The 18154-nt window shown below is 68.1% G+C and carries 15 protein-coding genes and 1 pseudogene; 7 read left to right on the forward strand and 9 right to left on the reverse strand.

Annotated features, from left to right (window positions below; genetic code table 11):
- Nucleotides 1-52: 52 nt before the first annotated feature.
- The 5 genes from C1704_RS15825 to C1704_RS15845 all read right to left on the reverse strand — a co-directional run bounded on the left by C1704_RS15825 (nucleotide 53) and on the right by C1704_RS15845 (nucleotide 5176).
- Nucleotides 53-955: an ABC transporter ATP-binding protein gene (locus tag C1704_RS15825; RefSeq protein WP_104303708.1), complete on the reverse strand. Its 903-nt coding sequence runs from the start codon at nucleotides 953-955 to the stop codon at nucleotides 53-55.
- Nucleotides 945-1811, reverse strand: coding sequence for a nitrate ABC transporter permease (gene ntrB, locus C1704_RS15830; RefSeq protein WP_104303709.1), 867 nt, complete (start codon nucleotides 1809-1811; stop codon nucleotides 945-947). Before ntrB ends, C1704_RS15825 begins: the two co-directional genes overlap by 11 nt.
- A gap of 4 nt (nucleotides 1812-1815) precedes the next feature.
- A complete protein-coding gene (locus C1704_RS15835; RefSeq protein WP_104303780.1) occupies nucleotides 1816-3204 on the reverse strand; it encodes a CmpA/NrtA family ABC transporter substrate-binding protein in 1389 nt (462 codons plus the stop codon).
- 107 nt (nucleotides 3205-3311) lie between these two features.
- The gene (locus tag C1704_RS15840; protein WP_104303710.1) at nucleotides 3312-3962 is read right to left on the reverse strand and encodes a response regulator; all 651 of its coding nucleotides are present in this window, start codon (nucleotides 3960-3962) and stop codon (nucleotides 3312-3314) included.
- The gene (locus C1704_RS15845) at nucleotides 3959-5176 is read right to left on the reverse strand and encodes a PAS domain-containing sensor histidine kinase (RefSeq protein WP_104303711.1); all 1218 of its coding nucleotides are present in this window, start codon (nucleotides 5174-5176) and stop codon (nucleotides 3959-3961) included. Before C1704_RS15845 ends, C1704_RS15840 begins: the two co-directional genes overlap by 4 nt.
- Before the next feature lie 215 nt (nucleotides 5177-5391).
- Between C1704_RS15845 and C1704_RS15850 the strand changes: the two genes are divergently transcribed.
- The 4 genes from C1704_RS15850 to C1704_RS17610 all read left to right on the forward strand — a co-directional run bounded on the left by C1704_RS15850 (nucleotide 5392) and on the right by C1704_RS17610 (nucleotide 9701).
- A complete protein-coding gene (locus tag C1704_RS15850) occupies nucleotides 5392-5976 on the forward strand; it encodes a glycine zipper family protein (RefSeq protein WP_146076100.1) in 585 nt (194 codons plus the stop codon).
- A 22-nt stretch (nucleotides 5977-5998) separates the two neighbouring features.
- A complete protein-coding gene (locus C1704_RS15855; protein WP_146076101.1) occupies nucleotides 5999-6940 on the forward strand; it encodes a DUF6515 family protein in 942 nt (313 codons plus the stop codon).
- 101 nt (nucleotides 6941-7041) lie between these two features.
- Complete coding sequence (locus C1704_RS15860) at nucleotides 7042-8904, forward strand: PAS domain S-box protein (protein ID WP_104303714.1); 1863 nt, start codon at nucleotides 7042-7044, stop codon at nucleotides 8902-8904.
- Nucleotides 8901-9701, forward strand: coding sequence for a response regulator (locus tag C1704_RS17610; protein WP_170064720.1), 801 nt, complete (start codon nucleotides 8901-8903; stop codon nucleotides 9699-9701). The genes C1704_RS15860 and C1704_RS17610 overlap by 4 nt, the downstream gene beginning before the upstream one ends.
- On the opposite strand, the gene C1704_RS15870 is transcribed toward C1704_RS17610, so the two are convergent.
- Entirely contained in the window at nucleotides 9646-10215 is a 570-nt protein-coding gene (locus tag C1704_RS15870) for an Lrp/AsnC family transcriptional regulator (RefSeq protein WP_419186811.1), read from the reverse strand. The genes C1704_RS17610 and C1704_RS15870 overlap by 56 nt on opposite strands.
- 181 nt (nucleotides 10216-10396) lie before the next feature.
- On the opposite strand from C1704_RS15870, the pseudogene C1704_RS15875 reads away from it, so the two are divergent.
- Nucleotides 10397-13953: pseudogene (locus C1704_RS15875) on the forward strand (indolepyruvate ferredoxin oxidoreductase family protein).
- A gap of 47 nt (nucleotides 13954-14000) precedes the next feature.
- Here the strand turns inward: C1704_RS15875 and C1704_RS15880 are convergent.
- On the reverse strand, nucleotides 14001-15293 hold the full coding sequence (locus C1704_RS15880) for an O-acetylhomoserine aminocarboxypropyltransferase/cysteine synthase family protein (RefSeq protein WP_104303715.1): 1293 nt from the start codon (nucleotides 15291-15293) through the stop codon (nucleotides 14001-14003).
- 172 nt (nucleotides 15294-15465) lie between these two features.
- Here C1704_RS15880 and C1704_RS15885 point away from each other — a divergent pair, with 172 nt between their 5' ends.
- Nucleotides 15466-16230 carry a DUF4397 domain-containing protein gene (locus C1704_RS15885; protein ID WP_104303716.1) on the forward strand — a complete coding sequence of 255 codons (765 nt, stop codon included), beginning with the start codon at nucleotides 15466-15468 and terminating at the stop codon, nucleotides 16228-16230.
- An 11-nt stretch (nucleotides 16231-16241) separates the two neighbouring features.
- Here C1704_RS15885 and C1704_RS15890 read toward each other — a convergent pair whose 3' ends face one another.
- Nucleotides 16242-16850 (reverse strand): HD domain-containing protein, encoded by a 609-nt coding sequence (locus C1704_RS15890; protein ID WP_104303717.1) that lies wholly within the window; start codon nucleotides 16848-16850, stop codon nucleotides 16242-16244.
- Between the two features lie 153 nt (nucleotides 16851-17003).
- Here C1704_RS15890 and C1704_RS15895 point away from each other — a divergent pair, with 153 nt between their 5' ends.
- The gene (locus tag C1704_RS15895; RefSeq protein WP_104303718.1) at nucleotides 17004-17891 is read left to right on the forward strand and encodes an NUDIX hydrolase; all 888 of its coding nucleotides are present in this window, start codon (nucleotides 17004-17006) and stop codon (nucleotides 17889-17891) included.
- Nucleotides 17892-17897: 6 nt separating this feature from the next.
- Here the strand turns inward: C1704_RS15895 and C1704_RS15900 are convergent, their stop codons facing one another.
- Entirely contained in the window at nucleotides 17898-18119 is a 222-nt protein-coding gene (locus C1704_RS15900; RefSeq protein ID WP_104303719.1) for a LapA family protein, read from the reverse strand.
- Nucleotides 18120-18154: the final 35 nt, after the last annotated feature.

An 18154-nucleotide genomic window follows, 5' to 3' on the forward strand; every position in this document is an offset into this window, starting at 1 on the left:
CAATCCCCAAGCCCGTCGCAACGCGGGCTTCGAGGGTGGGTGGAAAAGCAGTTCAGGCGATGCGTCGCAGCGCCGGTGGCGCGCCGGCCGCTGGCGGAGGTTCGGCGTCGCCGTCCAGACCCGGGCGCACCACGGTGGGTGTGGCCGGGGCGCGGCCATGCGACAGATCGGCCGAGCGCTCGACGAGGAAGTCCACCAGGTGGTTGCGGATGCGGTAGTACTGCGGATCGTGGTGCATGCCGCTGCGGGTGCGGTCGCGCGGCAGGGTGTTCACCACGGCCTCGGCCACCCGGGCGCGTGGGCCGTTGCTCATCAGCAGAATGCGGTCGGCCAGCAGGATGGCCTCGTCCACGTCGTGCGTGATCATGAAGACGGTCTGGTGCGTCTCGCGGCAGATGCGCAGCAGCTCGTCCTGGATGGTGCCGCGCGTGAGCGCATCCAGCGCGCCGAAGGGCTCATCGAGGAGCAGCATCTTGGGCTGGATGGCAAAGGCCCGCGCAATGCCTACGCGCTGCTTCATCCCGCCCGACAGCTGGGCCGGCTTCTTGTCGATGGCCGCGGTGAGCCCCACCATGGCCACGTATTTCTCGACGTGGGCGTCCACCTCGGCGGCGCTCCAGCGCGGCCAGCGCGAGCGCACGGCAAAGGCGATGTTCTTGCGCACCGACAGCCAGGGCATGAGCGCGTGGCCCTGGAACACCACGCCGCGGTCGAGGCTGGGACCGGCCACCTCGCGGCCGTCCATGAACACATGGCCCTGCGTGGCCGACTCCAGGCCGGCCAGCACGTTGAGGATGGTGGTCTTGCCACAGCCGCTGTGGCCGATGATGCAGACGAACTCTCCGCGGTCGAGGCCGAAGTGGATGCCTTCGAACACCGGCTCGGGCGCACCGGGATAGGTCTTGGTGAGCCCCTCGATCTGCAGGAAGGGCGTGCCGGAGTTTTCAGTCGACATAGGTCACCGCCTTCTGGGCCCGCGCGAACATCAGGTCCAGCAGCATGCCCACCACGCCGATCACCAGGATGGCGAAGATCACGTTGGTGAGCGAGAGGTTGTTCCACTCGTTCCAGACGAAATAGCCGATGCCCGTGCCGCCCACCAGCATCTCTGCCGCCACGATCACCAGCCAGGCAATGCCCATGCTGATGCGCATGCCGGTGAGGATGGTGGGCGCCGCCGCCGGCAGGATCACCTCGAAGGCCTTGCGCATTGGTGAGACCTCAAGCGTGCGCGCCACATTGAGCCAGTCGCGCCGCACGCTGGCCACGCCGAAGGCGGTGTTGATCAGCATCGGCCAGATCGAGCAGATGAAGATCACGAAGATGCCCGAGATGGACGAGTCCTTGATGGTGTAGAGCGCCAGCGGCATCCAGGCCAGCGGCGAGATGGGCTTGAGCACCTGGATGAAGGGGTCGAGCGCCCGGTACACCAGAGGCGACATGCCGATCAGGAAGCCCAGCGGGATGGCCACCGCCGCGGCGATGAGATAGCCCAGCCCGACACGGCCCAGCGAGTAGGCCAGCTGCAGGCCGATGCCCTTGTCATTGGGGCCGTTGTCGTAGAAGGGCTGGGCGAGATGCCCGGCGATGGTCTGTCCCATCTGGCCCAGCGTGGGAAATCCGGAACCGGCCGCCGTGCCTTGCCCCGGGTCCTTGCCCAGCATCTTCGCGTACTCGATCTCCTCGGGCGTCATGGAGGCCGCCGGCCCGCTGGCGGTGGGCAGCGTGGCCAGGTGCCAGATGGCCAGCACCAGGCCCAGCAGCATCAGCGACAGCAGGGCCGACTTCAGGCGGGGGGAAGCGGCAGTCATCGCGTCATGTCCGCTTGATCGCAAAGCCCGAGAGGTAGGCTTCCGGCTTCATCGGGTCGAACTCCCGTCCCATGACCTTGAACTTCGGGTAGGCGCCCTCCGGGGCCTTCTGGTCGAGTTCGGCCATGCGCTTCTTCGCATCGGTGAGGAGGAAGACGCGCTCGGCAATGGCCTTGTAGTCGACCTCACCCTTGAGATAGCCCCAGCGCTTCATCTGCGTGAGCATCCACACCGCCATCGAGTGCCACGGGATGGGGTTGAAGTCCGCGCGGTCGGGCACGTTCTGGATCTTGCCCAGGCCGTCGGCAAACCGCCCGGTGAGCACCTGGGCCACGACGGTCTCGGGCTGGTTGAGGTAGGCCGCCGGTGAGATCACCTTGGCGATGAGCTCGCGGTTGCGCGCCTCGCGGGCCATGGCCGAGGCCGTGAGCACCGCGCGGTACAGCGCCGCGAAGGTGTTGGGGTTTTGCTGGATGAAGGCGGTGCTGGTGCCGAAGGCGCAGCAGGGGTGGCCCTCCCACAGGTCCTTGGTGAGCAGGTGGATGAAGCCCACCTCCTCGAACACGGCGCGCTGGTTGAAAGGGTCGGGGCCCAGGAAGCCATCGATGTTGCCTGCGCGCAGGTTGGCCACCATCTCGGGCGGCGGCACCACGCGGATCTGGATGTCGCGGTCGGGGTCGAGCCCCGCTTCGGCCACGTAGTAGCGCAGCAGGAAGTTGTGCATCGAGTACTCGAAGGGCACGGCGAACCGGAAGCCCTTCCAGTCCTTCGCATCGCGCTTGTCCTTGTGCCGGGTCGCCAGCGTGATGGCCTGGCCGTTGGTGTTCTGGATGGTCGCCACGTTCATGGGGGTGGCGGTGGAGCCCAGGCCCAGCGAGATGGCCAGCGGCATGGGGCTGAGGAAGTGGGTGGCGTCGTACTCGCGGTTGAGCATCTTGTCGCGGATCAGTGCCCAGCCCGCCGTCTTCACCACCTCCACGTTGAGCCCCTGCTTGCTGTAGAAGCCCAGCGGGTGAGCCATGATCAGCGGGGTGGCGCAGGTGATGGGGATGAAGCCGATCTTGAGGTCCTTCTTCTCCAGCGTGCCCTTGTCCTGGGCCATGGCCTGCAGGCTGGCCAGCGGCAGCACGCTGGCGATGGCGGCGCGCGCCGCGCTGGCACCCACCGCCCGCAGGAAGCGCCGGCGCACGGCATCGTGCGGGAACAGCGCCTTCACCAGCGAGGCCTCGACGAACTGGTTGGAATAAGCCTCGAACTCCGCTGTCTCGCTGCGCTGGCGCAGGGTGCCGATCGCGCTCTCTCGGTCGTGGTCGGCCGCATCGTGGTCTGCCCCGCAGCTGCAGCGCAGGCGCAAGGGCCGGTCGGCGTCGTAGGGATCGAAGTGCTGGGCCATCATGGTTCCTTCTTCAGCAGATGGGTTCATGCTAGGCAGCCACGCTGCAACGCGACATCGCGCGTTTCACCAAAGTCCTGTAGGGCTGGCACTACAGGCCCCGACGCTCACACGCTCAGCAGGTTCTGGCGCACGGCATACAGCGCCAGCTCGACGTCGTTCTTGACGCCGGTCTTCTCCAGGATGCGGGCGCGGTAGGTGCTCACGGTGTTGGGTGACAGCGCGAGCTGTTCGGCGATTTGGCCCACGCTGTAGCCCTGGGCGATGAGGCGGAAGACCTGGTATTCGCGGTGCGAGAGGCTGTCATGCGCCGCACCCTCACCCGGCTGGCTGATCGAGGTGGCCAGGGCCTCGGCCATCGCGGGCGTGACGTAGAGCCCGCCCGAGGCCGCCTTGCGCAGGGCGCTGAGCAGGTGATCGGCATCGGCGTTCTTGTTGAGGTAGCCGGCCGCCCCCAGCTTGAGCGAGCGCACGGCGTACTGCTTGTCGGGGTAGGTGCTGAGCATGAGCACCGGCAGGCGCGGGAATTCCTGCTTGAGCTGGCGCAGCACGTCCAGGCCGTCGCGCTGGGGCATGGCGATGTCCAGCAGCACCACGTCCACCCCACCGCCCCCTTCGAGCTGCTCGCGCACCAGGCGCACGCAGTCCGGGCCGTTGGCGGCCTCGCCGGCGACTTGCATGTCGGGTGCGTCGGCCAGGGTCTGCTTCAGGCCCTGGCGCACGATCCAGTGGTCATCGCAGATCAGCACATGGATCATGGCAGCAGCACCTCCTGGGGCTGTGGCTGCGGTGCGGCCATCGCGGGGATGAGCGGCATCACCAGGCGCACACAGGTGCCCTGGCCCGGCGCGCTGTCCACCAGCACCGTGCCGCCAAAGTGGCCGGCACGTTCGCGCATGCCCATCACGCCGTAGGCCTTGGGGCTTTCGAAGGCGTTGGGCGCCGCGCCCCGGCCGTTGTCATGGATGGCGATCGACAGCTGCAGCGGTGCGGCCTCGATGCGGATGCGCACCGCGCTGGCCTGGGCATGGCGCGCCACATTGCTGAGCATCTCCTGGAAGATGCGGAACACGGCCATGGCCTGTGGTGGTGGGGGCTCGGCCGTCGCCGGGTCCACCTCCAGGCGCCAGTCGCACTGCAGTTCGCTGCTGTCGATGAACTCCTGGGCCTGCCATTCCAGTGCTGCCCACAGGCCCTGATGATCGAGGATGGAGGGCCGCAGGTCGGTGATGATGCGGCCCACGTTGTCCACGGCGGTGTCGATGAGCCGGCTCATGGAATGGCACTTGCACTTGAGCTGGGGGCGGTCGTCCAGCCGGCGGTCGAGCCAGGTGACGTCCATCTTCAGTGCCACCAGCAGGCTGCCCAGCTCGTCGTGGATCTCGCGGGCGATGCGTGTGCGCTCTTCCTCGCGCACGGTGTCGAGGTAGGCGGAGAGCTGGCGCAGCTGGGCCAGGGCGTTGCTCAAGGCCTGGGTGCGCTCGGCCACGCGGGCTTCCAGTTCGTCATTGGCCTGGCGCAGCAGCTCCTCGGCCCGCTTGCGTTCGGTGATGTCCACGAAGGTGACCACGGCGCCCAGCACGCGCCCCTCGTCCAGGATGGGGTAGGAGGAATACTCGGCGTGGAAGGCGCTGCCGTCGCGCCGCCACAGCACCTCGTTGTCGATGCGGCAGGGCACGCCGTGGCGAAAGGCATTGAAGATGGGGCATTCGGCGGCCGGGTAGTGGTGGCCGTCGGCATGGCTGTGGTGAATCAGCTCATGCATGTTGCGGTGCAGCACCTCCTCGGGGGTGTAGCCCAGCAGGGCGGCCCCGGCCTGGTTGATGAACACGCACGCGCCGGCCATGTCCACGCCGAAGATGCCCTCGCCGGTGGATTCGAGCAGCAGAGCCAGCCGCTCACGCCAGGGGCGCGACGCCACGTAGGACGAGGTGTGGTGGGCCGGCAGGACTTCGGCGCTGATCTGGCGCATGGCGGCGTCTCCAGGACGGGCTCGGACCCGGAGTTCTGCAATCGCCATACCATCGTCAGGGCATGGAAACGCACGTGAATGGTGCATCACGGGTCGCACACGTCCACCCAACGAGCGCCCGGCGCGTTGAAGGTGGGAACCCGCAGGCCACAGGCTTTACAAACATTCACGTGCGGGATGCACGCCGGACGCACGACACTTGCACCATGCTGGTCATGAAGCTGCCCTCATTCCCCGCCTGCCGCCCCCCCCGGCTTCCCGTCGGTGGACGCACGCTCCTGGTGCTGCCCTTCGCCCTCGTGCTGGCCGCCTGCGCCACGCCGCAGGCCGTGCCCGTGCATCGCCCGGCGCCCGTGGCGGTGAACCAGCCGCTGTACTTCTACCCCATGCGAGGCCAGGACGAACGCACCCAGCAACGTGACCGCTACGAGTGCTATCGCTGGGCCTCGGACCAGACGCGCTCGGACCCCGGCATGACGCCCCTGCGCCACGTGGGCGCTCCGCCCCCCGCCGTGTACTACGACCCCCAACCCGGACGCGACACCGCATTGGGCGCGGCCACCGGCGCCATCATCGGTGGGATGACGGCCTCGTCCCCCCGCCATGCCGGTGACGCGGCCGCCGTGGGCCTGGTCCTCGGGGCGATCATCGGCGCGGCCTCCGACCACGCAAGGGCCGAGAACGCCCGTCAGGCGAACGCCCAGGCCGCGGCCGCCCAGACAAGCTCCACCCGTGTCCACGGCGACTTCCGCCGGGCCATGGCCGCCTGCATGAGCGGCCGCGGCTATGCGGTGCGCTGAACCGGTCCATCAGGAGACCATCATGTCCCCCACCTTCCTTCGCTCCGTGCTGAGTACCCTGCCGGCCTTGGCGCTGCTGACGGGCCTGGGCGCATCGCCCGCCTGGGCACAAGAGGGCTGGCGCGCCCAGGGCCGCGACAGCGGCCGCGGCGAGGCCCAGGACCGTCGCCACCCGATGGCCCGTGCGGCCGACCAGAACCAGGGGCCCCGGGTGGGCGAGCGCTACGGCGAGGGCCAGCGCCAGCCGCGCATCGGCGAGTCGCGGCTCTCCGGCGACCGCCCTCCCCCCGACCGCCGCGGTGAGCGTCCGGCCAGCTTGCGGGACGGATCGGGCAGCGGATGGCAGGAGCAGCGCCGCGACCGCGATCGTGATCGTGATGATGACCGCCGCCACTCCGGTCCGGGCCGCTCCTACCAGTCCAGCGGCCCGGGCTGGCAGCCGATCCCGCGTTCGGCGCCGCCGCGCCCGGGCTACACCGTGTACCACCGGCCGCCGGCCAGCTACCACACGGTCTATCTGGGCTCGCCCTACTGGTTCTACCAGGGGGCCTGGTACAGCCAGCGCGGCAATGCTTACGTGGTGGTGCGTCCCCCCGTGGGCTTGTACATGACCAGCCTGCCCTACTACCACCGCGTGGTGTACGTGGGCCCCTCGGTCTATTACGTCGCCCATGACGTCTATTACGCGCCGGTGGCCACGGGCGGCTACCAGGTGGTGGAGCCCCCCGCCGAGGCCGCCAGTGCCGCCTTCGACTATCCCATCGCCTATCCGGCGCGCAACCAGAGCGCCCAACAGCAGGCCGACGACCAGTTCCAGTGTCACGAATGGGCGGTCCAGCTCAGCCAGTTCGACCCGACCTTGCTGGGCAGCGGCCAACCCATGAACGACAGCCCGACGCTGCGCGACAACTACGTGCGCGCCTGGTCGGCCTGCATGGAGGGGCGGGGCTACAGCGTTCGCTGAGCGGCAATCCGTCATCTGTCACAGGACACCCCCTTTGGGGGGTTTGACATGCGTCAAGGTTTGGGAAAAGGTGCCGTCAGGGCCCTGATGGCGGTTTTCCCATGCAGATCGCACTCTCTGACCTCCTGGCGCGCGAGAACCCGGACGCGATCGTCGTCTTGCTGCCCGACGGGAGGGTCACCGAGTGGACGGCCGCTGCCGAGCAGATCTTCGGCCACACCTCGGCCCAGGCGATCGGCCAACCGCTGGCCGCACTGATCGCCCCGGCCGGCCAGGCCGATGCGATCGCCCAGTCGCTCGCGCAGGCCCGCAGCGAAGGTCTCGCCGTCGAGGAATCCGTGCGGCGGCGGCTCGACGGATCTCATGTCTATGTGAGCGTCTCCACCAAGGCGATCTTTGACGCCGCAGGCAGCCTTCAATGCTATCTGTGCAGGATGAAGGACGTGACGCACCTCAAGGTGCTGCGCGATGCCAAGCTGGTGGAGGCCCGCTACCGCACCCTGCTGGAATTCGTGCCCGACGCCATCGTGATCGTCAACGCCAGCGGGCGCATCGTCTTCGCCAACACCCAGGCCGAGAGGGTGTTCGGCTACCGGCACCGCGAACTGCTGGGTCAGCCGGTGGAGCACCTGATGCCCCTGCGCTATCGCGGGGCCCACGCCACCCATCGGGGCGGCTTCTTCCACGCGCCGCGCGCGCGCACCATGGGCGCCGGACTGGAGTTGCACGGCCAGCGCCGCAACGGTGAGGAGTTCCCGGTCGAGATCAGCCTAAGCCCCATGGAGACCGAAGAGGGCCCGATGGTGCTGAGCGCCGTGCGCGACGTGACCGAACGCCAGGAGGCCCGGCGCAAGGCCGACCGCATGTTCCGCGACCTGCTGGAATCGGCCCCCGATGCCATGGTCATCGTCGATGCGGGCGGGCGCATCGTGCTGGTCAACTCTCAGACTGAGCGGCTGTTCGGCTGGGCCCGCAAGGACATGCTCGGCCAGCCCATCGAGATGCTCGTGCCCGAGCGGCTGCGAGACGCGCACCCCATGCATCGCAGCCGCTTCGTGGCCAACCCCAAGGTGCGCGCCATGGGCGCCGGACGCGAACTGTCCGGGCTGCGCAAGGACGGCTCGGAGTTTCCCGTCGAGATCAGTCTGAGCCCCATCGAAACCGAGGATGGGCAGGTGGTTTCCGCAGCCATCCGCGATGCCACCGAGCGCAAGCGTTTCGAAGCGTCGCTGCATGAAGCCAACCGGCTCAAAAGCGAGTTCCTGGCCAACATGTCGCACGAGCTGCGCACGCCGCTCAACGGCATTCTCGGGTTCTCGGAGCTGCTGGTGGACGAGCTGCCCGGCCCGCTCAATGCCAAGCAGCGCGAGTACGTGCACGACATCCTCGGCTGTGGCCGCCACCTCCTGCGGCTCATCAACGACGTGCTCGACCTGTCCAAGGTCGAAGCCGGCAAGATGGAACTCTTCCCCGAGGTGTTTGCCGTGACCGATGCTGTCGCGGAGGTCTGCACCGTCGTGAACGCCCAGGCGCACAAGAAGTCGATCCGCGTGGCCACCGACATCGCCGACGATCTGCCGGCCGTGTTGCTCGACCGGCAGAAGTTCAAGCAGGTGCTGTTCAACCTCCTGTCCAACGCCGTCAAGTTCACCGAGGAGGGCGGCGAGGTCGGCGTGGAAGCCATGCTGGACGACTCGGCCACGCCGCCGCAGCTGTGCGTGGCCGTGCGCGACACCGGCATCGGGATCGCGCCCGAGCAGATGGGCCGGCTGTTCCAGGCCTTTCAGCAACTTGATTCCGGGTCCGCCCGGCGCTACGAAGGCACCGGCCTGGGGCTGGCGCTCACTCGCAAGCTGGTCGAGCTTCAGGGCGGACGCATCGGTGTGGAAAGCGCGCCGGGCCAAGGCAGCCGCTTCACCGTCTGGCTTCCCATGGCCCCCCAGGTGACGGACGCACGGTCATGAGCGCCACCCTCTTGCTGATCGACGACAACCCGCTGAACCTCAAGCTGGCACGCGATGTCCTGGAGCTCGGCGGCTACACCGTCGTGACCGCGGGCGACGCCGAAGAAGCCTTGCAACTGCTTGCGGGATCGCTGCCTGACCTGATCCTGCTGGACCTGGCCCTGCCCGGCATGGACGGGCTGAGCTTTTGCCGGCTGATCAAGGCCGACCCGCGCTGGCAGCACATCCCGGTGGTGGCCCTGACGGCCTTTGCCATGAAGGGCGACGACCGCAAGGCCCTGGACGCCGGCTGCGCCGCCTACATCACCAAGCCCATCGACACGCGGCGTCTGGCGCACCAGGTCGCGCAGGTGCTGCGCATGGATGCGCAAACGAATGCAAAGGTGCGCATCCTGGTGGTCGAGGATGACCGCATCGACCTGCGCCTGATGGGTGAGGTGCTCGAGATCAACGGCCACATGGTGCTGGCCAACACCTCGGCCGAGGCCGCCGCCCACACGGTGCAGCACAAGCACCCGGACGTGATCCTGCTGGATCTGCAACTGCCCGGCATGGACGGCCTGGCCTTCGTGCGGCAACTCAAGTCACAGCCTGATACCCGCAACATCCCCATCGTGGCCATCACCGCCTTCCACGACCGCTACCGCCGCGACGAGCTGCTCGCTGCCGGCTGCGCCGCCTATCTCGTCAAGCCCGTCGACACACGCGAGCTGGCCCGCCAGCTGGAGGCCGCCGCACGGCTCAGCGGCGCTCCCGCCGTCCCAGATGGTTCAGCGGCAGCGCCCGGCTCGCCTTGACCTCGCCCAGTGAAAAGCTGGTGTGCAGATCCTTCACGTTGGGCAGGCGAAACAGCGTGTCCATGGCCCAGCGTGAGTAGGCTTCCAGGTCGGTGGCCATGGCGGTGAGCTCGAAGGTACCGGTGCCCGAGATGTAGTGGCAGCTGATCACCTCGGGCAGCGCGCGGATGGCGTTTTCCAGCTCCTGCGTCGCGCCGGCGTTGTTGCGCTCGGCATCCACCCGCACGAAGGCCAGCACGCCCAGGCCGATCTTGTGGCGGTCGATCTCGGCCCGGTAGCCCTTGATGTAGCCCTGCTCCTCCAGCCACTTCACGCGCCGCCAGCAGGGCGTGGGCGACAGGCCGATGCGCGCGGCCAGTTCGGCATTGCTCAGGCGCGCGTCTTGCTGCAGCTCGGCCAGGATGGCCACGTCGTAGCGATCCAGGCCTTCGTGAGGTTCAGGGCGCAGCGCCCCATCGTCCGCCCCCGGCGAGGAGATTCGGGTTTTCCCTGATTCTGCAGATTTTGAGGGCACTTGTTTCTCGAAAGGTACGTCGAAGGGTCAATTATTCCTCCAATGACCGCTTGGCTGGCAAAGAAAGGAAAGACTTGTCAGCACGGGCTTTTTACACTGAGAGGCATTCCCAGGTCCTGTGGGCGGGCCACGAGCCCGCCTGCGGGACGGCCACCCCCGGACCACCACAAGGAGTCCCGCGATGAACGCCCCCCTGCCCGACGCCGTGCGCCGAGCGCTCGAATCCGTCACCCTGGACGACAAGTACACGCTCGACCACGGCCGCGCCTTCATGAGCGGTGTCCAGGCCCTGGTGCGCCTGCCCATGCTGCAGCGCCAGCGCGATGCCCTGGCCGGGCTGAACACGGCCGGCTTCATCAGCGGCTACCGTGGCTCGCCGTTGGGCGGCTACGACCAGGCCCTGTGGGCTGCCAAGAAGCATCTGGCGGCGCATCACATCGTCTTCCAGCCCGGCGTGAACGAGGAGCTGGCCGCCACCGCCGTGTGGGGCACCCAGCAGCTCGACCTCTACCCCGAACAGAAGAAGTTCGACGGCGTCTTTGGCATCTGGTATGGCAAGGGCCCGGGCGTGGACCGCTCGCTGGATGTGTTCAAGCACGCCAACATGGCCGGCACCGCGAAACACGGCGGCGTGATCGCGCTGGCCGGCGACGACCACATCGCCAAGAGCTCGACCGCCGCGCACCAGAGCGACCACGTCTTCAAGGCCGTGGGCTTCCCGGTGTTCTTCCCCACCAGCGTGCAGGAAATCCTCGACCTGGGTCTGCACGCCTTCGCGATGAGCCGCTTCTCGGGCCTGTGGGCCGGCATGAAGACCATCCAGGAGATCGTGGAGTCCTCCGCCAGCGTGAGCGTGGACCCCGACCGCGTGAACATCGTGCTGCCCGAGGATTTCATCATGCCCCCCGGCGGCCTGCACATCCGCTGGCCCGACGCGCCGCTGGAGCAGGAAGCGCGGCTGATGAACTACAAGTGGTATGCCGCCCTGGCCTACGTGCGCGCCAACCGGCTCAACCACACGGTCATCGATTCGCCCAACGCTCGCCTGGGCCTGATCGCCTCGGGCAAGGCCTACAACGACACCCGCCAGGCCCTGCACGACCTGGGCCTGAGCGATGAACTCTGCCGCGCCATCGGCATCCGCCTGCACAAGGTGGGGGTGGTGTGGCCGCTGGAGGCCAGCATCACGCGCGAGTTCGCCACCGGACTGGACGAGATCCTCGTGATCGAGGAGAAACGCCAGGTCATCGAGTACCAGCTCAAGGAAGAGCTCTACAACTGGCGCGAGGATGTGCGCCCCAACGTGCTGGGCAAGTTCAACGAACCCGAGGGCGACCACTCCGGCGGCGAATGGTCGATGCCCAACCCGGCCTCGAACTGGCTGCTGCGCGCCCAGGCCGACCTCAACCCCGCGCTGATCGCCAAAGCCATCGCGCAACGCCTGGACAAGACCGGCCTGATGCAGCGGCTGAGCGCCGACCAGCAGGCCTTGGTGCGCGCGCGCATCGCGCTCATCGAAGCCAAGGAGCGCAGCGAACAGACCCTGGTGGCCGCCACCGACCGCACGCCCTGGTTCTGCAGCGGCTGCCCCCACAACACCAGCACGCGTGTGCCCGAAGGCTCGCGCGCGGTGGCCGGCATCGGCTGCCATTACATGACGGTGTGGATGGACCGCAGCACCTCGACCTTCACGCAGATGGGTGGTGAAGGCGTGCCCTGGGTGGGCCAGGCGCCCTTCACCAAGGAGCGGCACATCTTCGCCAACCTGGGTGACGGCACCTACTTCCACAGCGGGCTGCTGGCGATCCGCCAGAGCATCGCCGCGGGCGTAAACATCACCTACAAGATCCTCTACAACGACGCCGTGGCCATGACCGGCGGCCAGCGCGTGGGTGAGCGGCCCGAAGGCCACTCGGTGCTGCAGATCATGCAAAGCCTGGTCTCCGAGGGCGTGGCCAAGCTCGTGATCGTGACCGACGAGCCGGCCAAGTATGCCGGCGTGGCGCTCTCGCCGGGCGTCACCGTGCACCACCGCGACGAGCTCGACCGCCTCCAGCGCGAGTTCCGCGAGATCGCCGGCTGCACCGCCATCATCTACGACCAGACCTGCGCGACCGAAAAGCGTCGCCGCCGCAAGCGCGGCACGATGGCCGACCCGGCCCGGCGGGTGGTGATCAACGAGCTAGTGTGCGAGGGCTGCGGCGACTGCTCCGAGCAGAGCAACTGCCTGAGCGTGGAGCCGGTGGAAACCGAATTCGGCCGCAAGCGCCGCATCAACCAGAGCACCTGCAACAAGGACTTCTCCTGCGTGAAGGGCTTCTGCCCGAGCTTCGTCACCGTGGAGGGCGGGCAACTCAGGTCGGCCAAGACGGCCGCCGACCGGCCCAACCCCCACGTGCTGGCGGCCCTGCCCGAGCCGACCCTGCCGCTGGCCGACACCGCCTACGGCATCGTCGTGGCCGGCGTGGGCGGCACCGGCGTGATCACCATCGGCCAGTTGCTGGGCATGGCGGCCCACTTGGAAGGCAAGGCCGTCGTCACACAGGATGCCGCCGGCCTGGCCCAGAAGGGCGGCAGCACCTGGAGCCATATCCAGATCGCCAACCGCCCTGAGGCCATCCTCACCACCAAGGTGGGCACGGCCGAGGCCGATCTCGTGCTGGGCTGCGACCCCATCGTGGCGGCCACCAAGACCACGCTCTCCGCCATGCGGGAAGGCCGCACCCGCGTGGCCCTGAACGTGCACGGCACGCCCACCGCCGCCTTCGTGCATGACCCGAACTGGCAGTTCCCGGCCGCCACCTGCGACACCGCCATTGCCCAGGCGGTGGGCGACGCCCAGGTGGGCCGCTTCGATGCCGACCAGAGATCTACACCAACCCGATGATGCTGGGCTACGCCTGGCAGAAGGGCTGGATCCCGGTGGGGCATGCCGCGCTGATGCGCGCCATCGAACTCAACGGCGTGCAGGTGGAGAACAACAAGCTCGCCTTCGAGTGGGGTCGCCGCGCCGCGCACGACCTGGCTTCGGTGACGGCCCTGGCCCAGCCGCAGGGCCAGGTGGTGCAGTTCGTGAAGAAGCCGGCCACCACGATCGACGAGATCGTGGCCCGGCGCGTGGACTTCCTCACCGGCTACCAGAACGCCGCCTACGCGAACCAGTACCGGACCTTCGTCGAGCGCGTGCGCGCGACTGAAGCCAAGCTCGGCAGCACCAAGCTCACCGAAGCCGTGGCCCGCTACCTCTTCAAGCTCATGGCCTACAAGGACGAGTACGAGGTGGCCCGCCTGCACACCGACCCGGCCTTCCTGGCCAAGATCGAACAGCAGTTCGAAGGAAACTACACGCTGCGTCACCACCTCGCCCCACCGGCGCTGGCCAAGCGCAACGACCGCGGTGAACTCGTCAAGCAGGCCTACGGTCCCTGGATGCGCACGGCCTTCAAGCTGCTGGCCCGGCTCAAGGGCCTGCGCGGCACCGCGCTCGACCCCTTCGGGCGCACCGAGGAACGCCGGATGGAACGCGCCCTGATCGGCCGCTACAAGGACACGATCGAGGAGCTGATGGCCGGGCTGAACGCCGCCAACCTGACGCTGGCCATCGAGATCGCCCGCCTGCCGGAGCAGATCCGCGGCTACGGCCACGTGAAGGAGCACCACCTGCAGGCGGCGCTGCCGAAGTGGGAGGCGCTGATGGCCCAGTGGCGTGGCGGCGAGGCCGTCTCCAAGGCCGCCTGAGAAGGCTCACCCGATGCCGGCGCCCTGGGCAGGGCGCCGGTCCCACCTCACACCGCAGCCAGAGCGCGGTCGAGGTCCTCGATCAGGTCATCGATGTGCTCGATGCCCACGCACAGGCGCACGGTGTCCTCGCCCACACCGGAGCGGGCCAGCTCCTCGGCCGAAAGCTGGCGGTGGGTGGTGCTGGCCGGGTGCGTGGCCAGGCTCTTGCAGTCGCCGATGTTCACCAGTCGGGTGAAGAGTTGCAGCGCATCGAGGAAGCGTTCGCCCCCGGCCCGTCCCCCCTTCACGCCGAAGGTCAGCAGGCCCGAGGCGCGCCCGCCCATCTGGCGCTGCACCAGCGCGTGGTCGGCATGGTCTTCCAGCCCCGCGTAGTTCACCCAGCCCACCTTGGCGTGCTGCTTCAGATGCCGCGCCACGGCCAGGGTGTTGTCGCAGATGCGGTCCATGCGCAGGGCGAGCGTCTCCACGCCCTGCAGGATCTGCCAGGCGTTGAAGGGCGAGATCGCCGCGCCCATGTTGCGCAGCGGCACCACGCGCGCCCGGCCGATGTAGGCCGCCGGGCCCAGCGCCTCGGTATAGACCACGCCGTGGTAGCTCACGTCGGGTTCGTTCAGCCGCCGAAAGCGCGCCTGGTGCTGGGCCCAGGGGAAGCGCCCGCTGTCGACGATGGCGCCGCCGATGCTCGTGCCGTGTCCGCCGAGGTACTTGGTCAGCGAGTGCACGACGATGTCGGCCCCATGCTCGATCGGGCGGCACAGGTAGGGGCTGGGCACGGTGTTGTCCACGATGAGCGGCACCCCATGACGATGGGCCACCTCCGCCAGCGCTGCGATGTCGGTGATGTTGCCCTGCGGGTTGCCCAGGCTCTCCACATAGACCGCCTTCGTGCGCGCGTCGATGAGCGGCTCGAAGCTGGCGGGGTTGCGGTAGTCGGCAAAGCGCGTTTCGATGCCGTACTGCGGCAGCGTGTGAGCAAAGAGGTTGTAGGTGCCGCCGTAGAGCGCATTGCTGGAGACGATGTTGTCGCCCGCCTCGGCGATGGTCTGGATGGCGTAGGTGATGGCGGCCTGCCCGGAGGCCAGCGCCAGTGCGGCCAGGCCGCCTTCGAGGGCAGCGATGCGCTCCTCCAGCACGGCCTGGGTCGGATTCATGATGCGCGTGTAGATGTTGCCCGCCACCTTCAGGTCGAAGAGGTCGGCCCCATGCTGGGCGCTGTCGAAGGAATAGGCGACGGTCTGGTACAGCGGGACGGCCACAGCATGGGTGGTCGGCTCGGGCGTGTAGCCCGCGTGAACCATCTTGGTCTCAAAGCGCCAGCGGCTGGTGTCTCGGGTCATCGGTTTCTCCTTTACGGGGTATCGGCCCCGTGACTCTACCCGCTCGAGTCTGGCAACCGCGGGCCCCGGTGCGCCAGACTCACGGCCCGGACTGTCACGCCTTGTTGCCACCAGCCGACGAACGGCCACTTCTGCCCCTCAGGACAGGGCCACGCCCCCCCGGCACACTGGCATGATTCACATCTTCATATTCCAGGAGGAACCCAACGTGAACGAAGGGAAATTTTCCCGGCGCGGGGTGCTGCGCGCGGGCCTGCTTGCGGTGACAGCGACCGGCACCCTCGGCTTGGCTGGCTGTGGCGGAGGCGAGGACGGCATGGACGACCCTCAGCTTCGTTTCGTCAATGCCACCGTCGACTTTTCACCGGCTGATTTCTGGGTGGACAACCGCCGCGGCCCCACGGTTCAAGCCGGTGGTGGGTTCACCAACTACGGTCTGGTTCGCGACGGTATGCGCCCCATCGGGGTGGGGCCGTCCGGCCAAAATGCCCAGGTGACGATCAGCCGCAACTTTGCGAAGGAAAGCTTCACGACGGCGGTTGCCTTGATGGGAGCCAGCGGCAACGAGGAGTTCCGCTTTCTGGACGAGGACAACGCCCTCCCGCCCGGGGGCAGCGTGAAGTTGCGTGTCCTCAATGCAACCAGCGCCACCGGCTACGACGTTTATGTCCAATCCGTCGTCCCGGCCACGGGAAACACCCACATCGTTGCGGCGGGCTACAACAACCTGACTGAGTTCACCAACTTCGCCTCCGGCACGAGGCGGGTTTACATCACGAATCGAAACAGCCTCGCGGTGATCTTCCGATCGGCCGAGTTCACCTTTCCCAGCCGGACGGTAGGGACCCTCGTGATCGTGCCCAACGGCTCGGGCATTGCCGTGGTTGCCCTTCAGGAGCAAGGCAACGGCGCGCGCCTGACGCACCAAGCGCCCTGAGCGCCCTTCAATCACGCCGCATCCAGCAGATGCCAGTCCGGCCTTGTGCCGGACGGCTCCCGCGCCAGCAGCAACGCCAGCAGCCTGAGGTAATGACCCAGGGGGGGCGTGCGCTGGCCCGGGGTCCTGGCCAGGTCGTCCCAGCGCCGCAGCTGGATGGCCGCCACGGCATGCGGCCGTTTCTCGAAGGCGTGCGCCTCGTCATCCGTCATCACGCCGCCCTGCAGCAACAGGGCGTGGCGAGAGGCCGGCGTCAGGCTCAGCAGGTAGGCGCCATCCCGGGCGCAGAGGTAGCGCTTGGCGGCCACGTGCAGACGGATGGGCTCGGTCACGGCGGGGCCGAAACCCGGACGCAGGAACTGCAGCGCCCGCAGGGCGTGATGCTCGTCCTCTTGGCCGGCGGTGGGATCCTCGTGCAGCAGGTGGCCCACGTCATGCAAGAAAGCCGCCGCCACGAGGCTTTCGTCGGCATCCGCCCATTCCGCGAGCTGGGCGCATTGCAGGGCGTGTTCCAGCGCCGTCACACGCCCGGCAGGCCCGTCATCGACATGCAGGCGCTGGCCGCGGGTCCGGTAGAGCTGCTCCAGGCGTTCAATCAGGCTTCGGTCGGAGTGGTCCATCGTGGGTTCGCGAAGGCAGTAAACCAGACGCCATCAGACCCGTGGTTTGCGCAACGGTGATGACACCCCTTCATCCCGCATGTGACAGCGGCGTGACCATCCCCGGCACCGGGGGTGCGCAAGCCCAAAGCCCGCGCCTACACTCGGTGCGCGATGCCTTTTCCCGACTATTGCCCTGCCATCGAGGCAGCACGCGCGCTGCAGCCGGGCCAGCGCCTGCCCTTCTACATCTACCGCGACCCGGTCGGCTCCGTGGCGCGTTCGCTGCTGCCCGTGCTCGCCACCTGCGCGCCCTGGCTGAAGGTGGGCGAGCAGGCGGTGCAGATGGACGACCGGCTCTACAGCGTCGAGCAGCGCTCCGCGGCTTTGGCGCAGACCAACGCCACGCTGAGGGCACATGGTCTGGTGCCGGGCTGGCGCGACGAGGTGTACGGCGTGGGGGTCAGTGCCGACGAACCGCCGCTGGCGCGCATCGAGCGGGCGGCCGCACGCGTGTGGGGCACGCTCACCTTCGGCGCCCACCTGAACGGCTATGTGCGCGCACCGGGTGGCGCCATCACGCACCTGTGGATCGCCCGGCGGTCCCACGACAAACCCACCGACCCCGGCAAGCTCGACAACTTGGTCGCCGGCGGTGTGCCGCTGGGTCAGACGCCCTTCCGCACCCTGGTGCGCGAATGCTGGGAAGAGTCCGGCCTGCCCGAAGCCACGGCCCGACGGGCCACCCCCGGACGGGTGGTGCACCTGCTGCGCGACGTGCCGGAAGGGGTGCAGAACGAACAGGTCTATGTCTACGACCTGGAGCTGCCCCGGGGCCTGTCCCCGCACAATGTGGACGGCGAAGTGGCCGAGCACCGGCTCCTGCCCATCGACGAGGTGGTGGCACTCCTCGGGACCGAGGAGATGACCACGGACGCCGCCCTGGTCACGCTGGACTTCCTGCTGCGCCGCCGCCTGCTCCCCGCCGCTTTGCAGGAGGCCTGGGGCGAAGCGGCCCGCCTGCTGTGGCAGGCTCCCGAATGCGGGACTGTGGAGGCCTGACGCTGTTCAGGCTCGCGTTCGCGCCTTGGCGAACCAGCTTCTGAGCAACGACCACAGGGCACCGCCCGTGAACATGCCCAGCACGTAGATGGCCATCACCAGCAACGACACCGGCATCGAAAAGCTCAGGTTGAGAAAGCTCACGGTCACGACCTCGAGGTTCTGAACCTTGAACAGCAGCACGGCCGCCGTGGCCATCACGATGAGTGCGATATAGACGTAGCGCATCGATGCACACCCCCTGAGGCGATGATGCCCTCGCC

Origin of the sequence: Caldimonas caldifontis (genome assembly GCF_002930615.1) — a bacterium.
Taxonomy (GTDB): Bacteria; Pseudomonadota; Gammaproteobacteria; order Burkholderiales; family Burkholderiaceae_C; genus Caldimonas; species Caldimonas caldifontis.

Bases quoted from the DNA above. Each gene is read 5' to 3' on its own strand.
- C1704_RS15850 (WP_146076100.1), top strand. From the start codon at position 5,392: ATGAAGCTGCCCTCATTCCCCGCCTGCCGCCCCCCCCGGCTTCCCGTC.
- C1704_RS15845 (WP_104303711.1), bottom strand. From the start codon at position 5,176: ATGCGCCAGATCAGCGCCGAAGTCCTGCCGGCCCACCACACCTCGTCC.
- C1704_RS15825 (WP_104303708.1), bottom strand. From the start codon at position 955: ATGTCGACTGAAAACTCCGGCACGCCCTTCCTGCAGATCGAGGGGCTC.
- C1704_RS15890 (WP_104303717.1), bottom strand. From the start codon at position 16,850: ATGGACCACTCCGACCGAAGCCTGATTGAACGCCTGGAGCAGCTCTAC.
- C1704_RS15840 (WP_104303710.1), bottom strand. From the start codon at position 3,962: ATGATCCATGTGCTGATCTGCGATGACCACTGGATCGTGCGCCAGGGC.
- C1704_RS15895 (WP_104303718.1), top strand. From the start codon at position 17,004: ATGCCTTTTCCCGACTATTGCCCTGCCATCGAGGCAGCACGCGCGCTG.
- C1704_RS15880 (WP_104303715.1), bottom strand. From the start codon at position 15,293: ATGACCCGAGACACCAGCCGCTGGCGCTTTGAGACCAAGATGGTTCAC.
- C1704_RS15855 (WP_146076101.1), top strand. From the start codon at position 5,999: ATGTCCCCCACCTTCCTTCGCTCCGTGCTGAGTACCCTGCCGGCCTTG.
- ntrB (WP_104303709.1), bottom strand. From the start codon at position 1,811: ATGACTGCCGCTTCCCCCCGCCTGAAGTCGGCCCTGCTGTCGCTGATG.
- C1704_RS15885 (WP_104303716.1), top strand. From the start codon at position 15,466: ATGATTCACATCTTCATATTCCAGGAGGAACCCAACGTGAACGAAGGG.
- C1704_RS15835 (WP_104303780.1), bottom strand. From the start codon at position 3,204: ATGGCCCAGCACTTCGATCCCTACGACGCCGACCGGCCCTTGCGCCTG.
- C1704_RS17610 (WP_170064720.1), top strand. From the start codon at position 8,901: ATGAGCGCCACCCTCTTGCTGATCGACGACAACCCGCTGAACCTCAAG.
- C1704_RS15900 (WP_104303719.1), bottom strand. From the start codon at position 18,119: ATGCGCTACGTCTATATCGCACTCATCGTGATGGCCACGGCGGCCGTG.
- C1704_RS15860 (WP_104303714.1), top strand. From the start codon at position 7,042: ATGCAGATCGCACTCTCTGACCTCCTGGCGCGCGAGAACCCGGACGCG.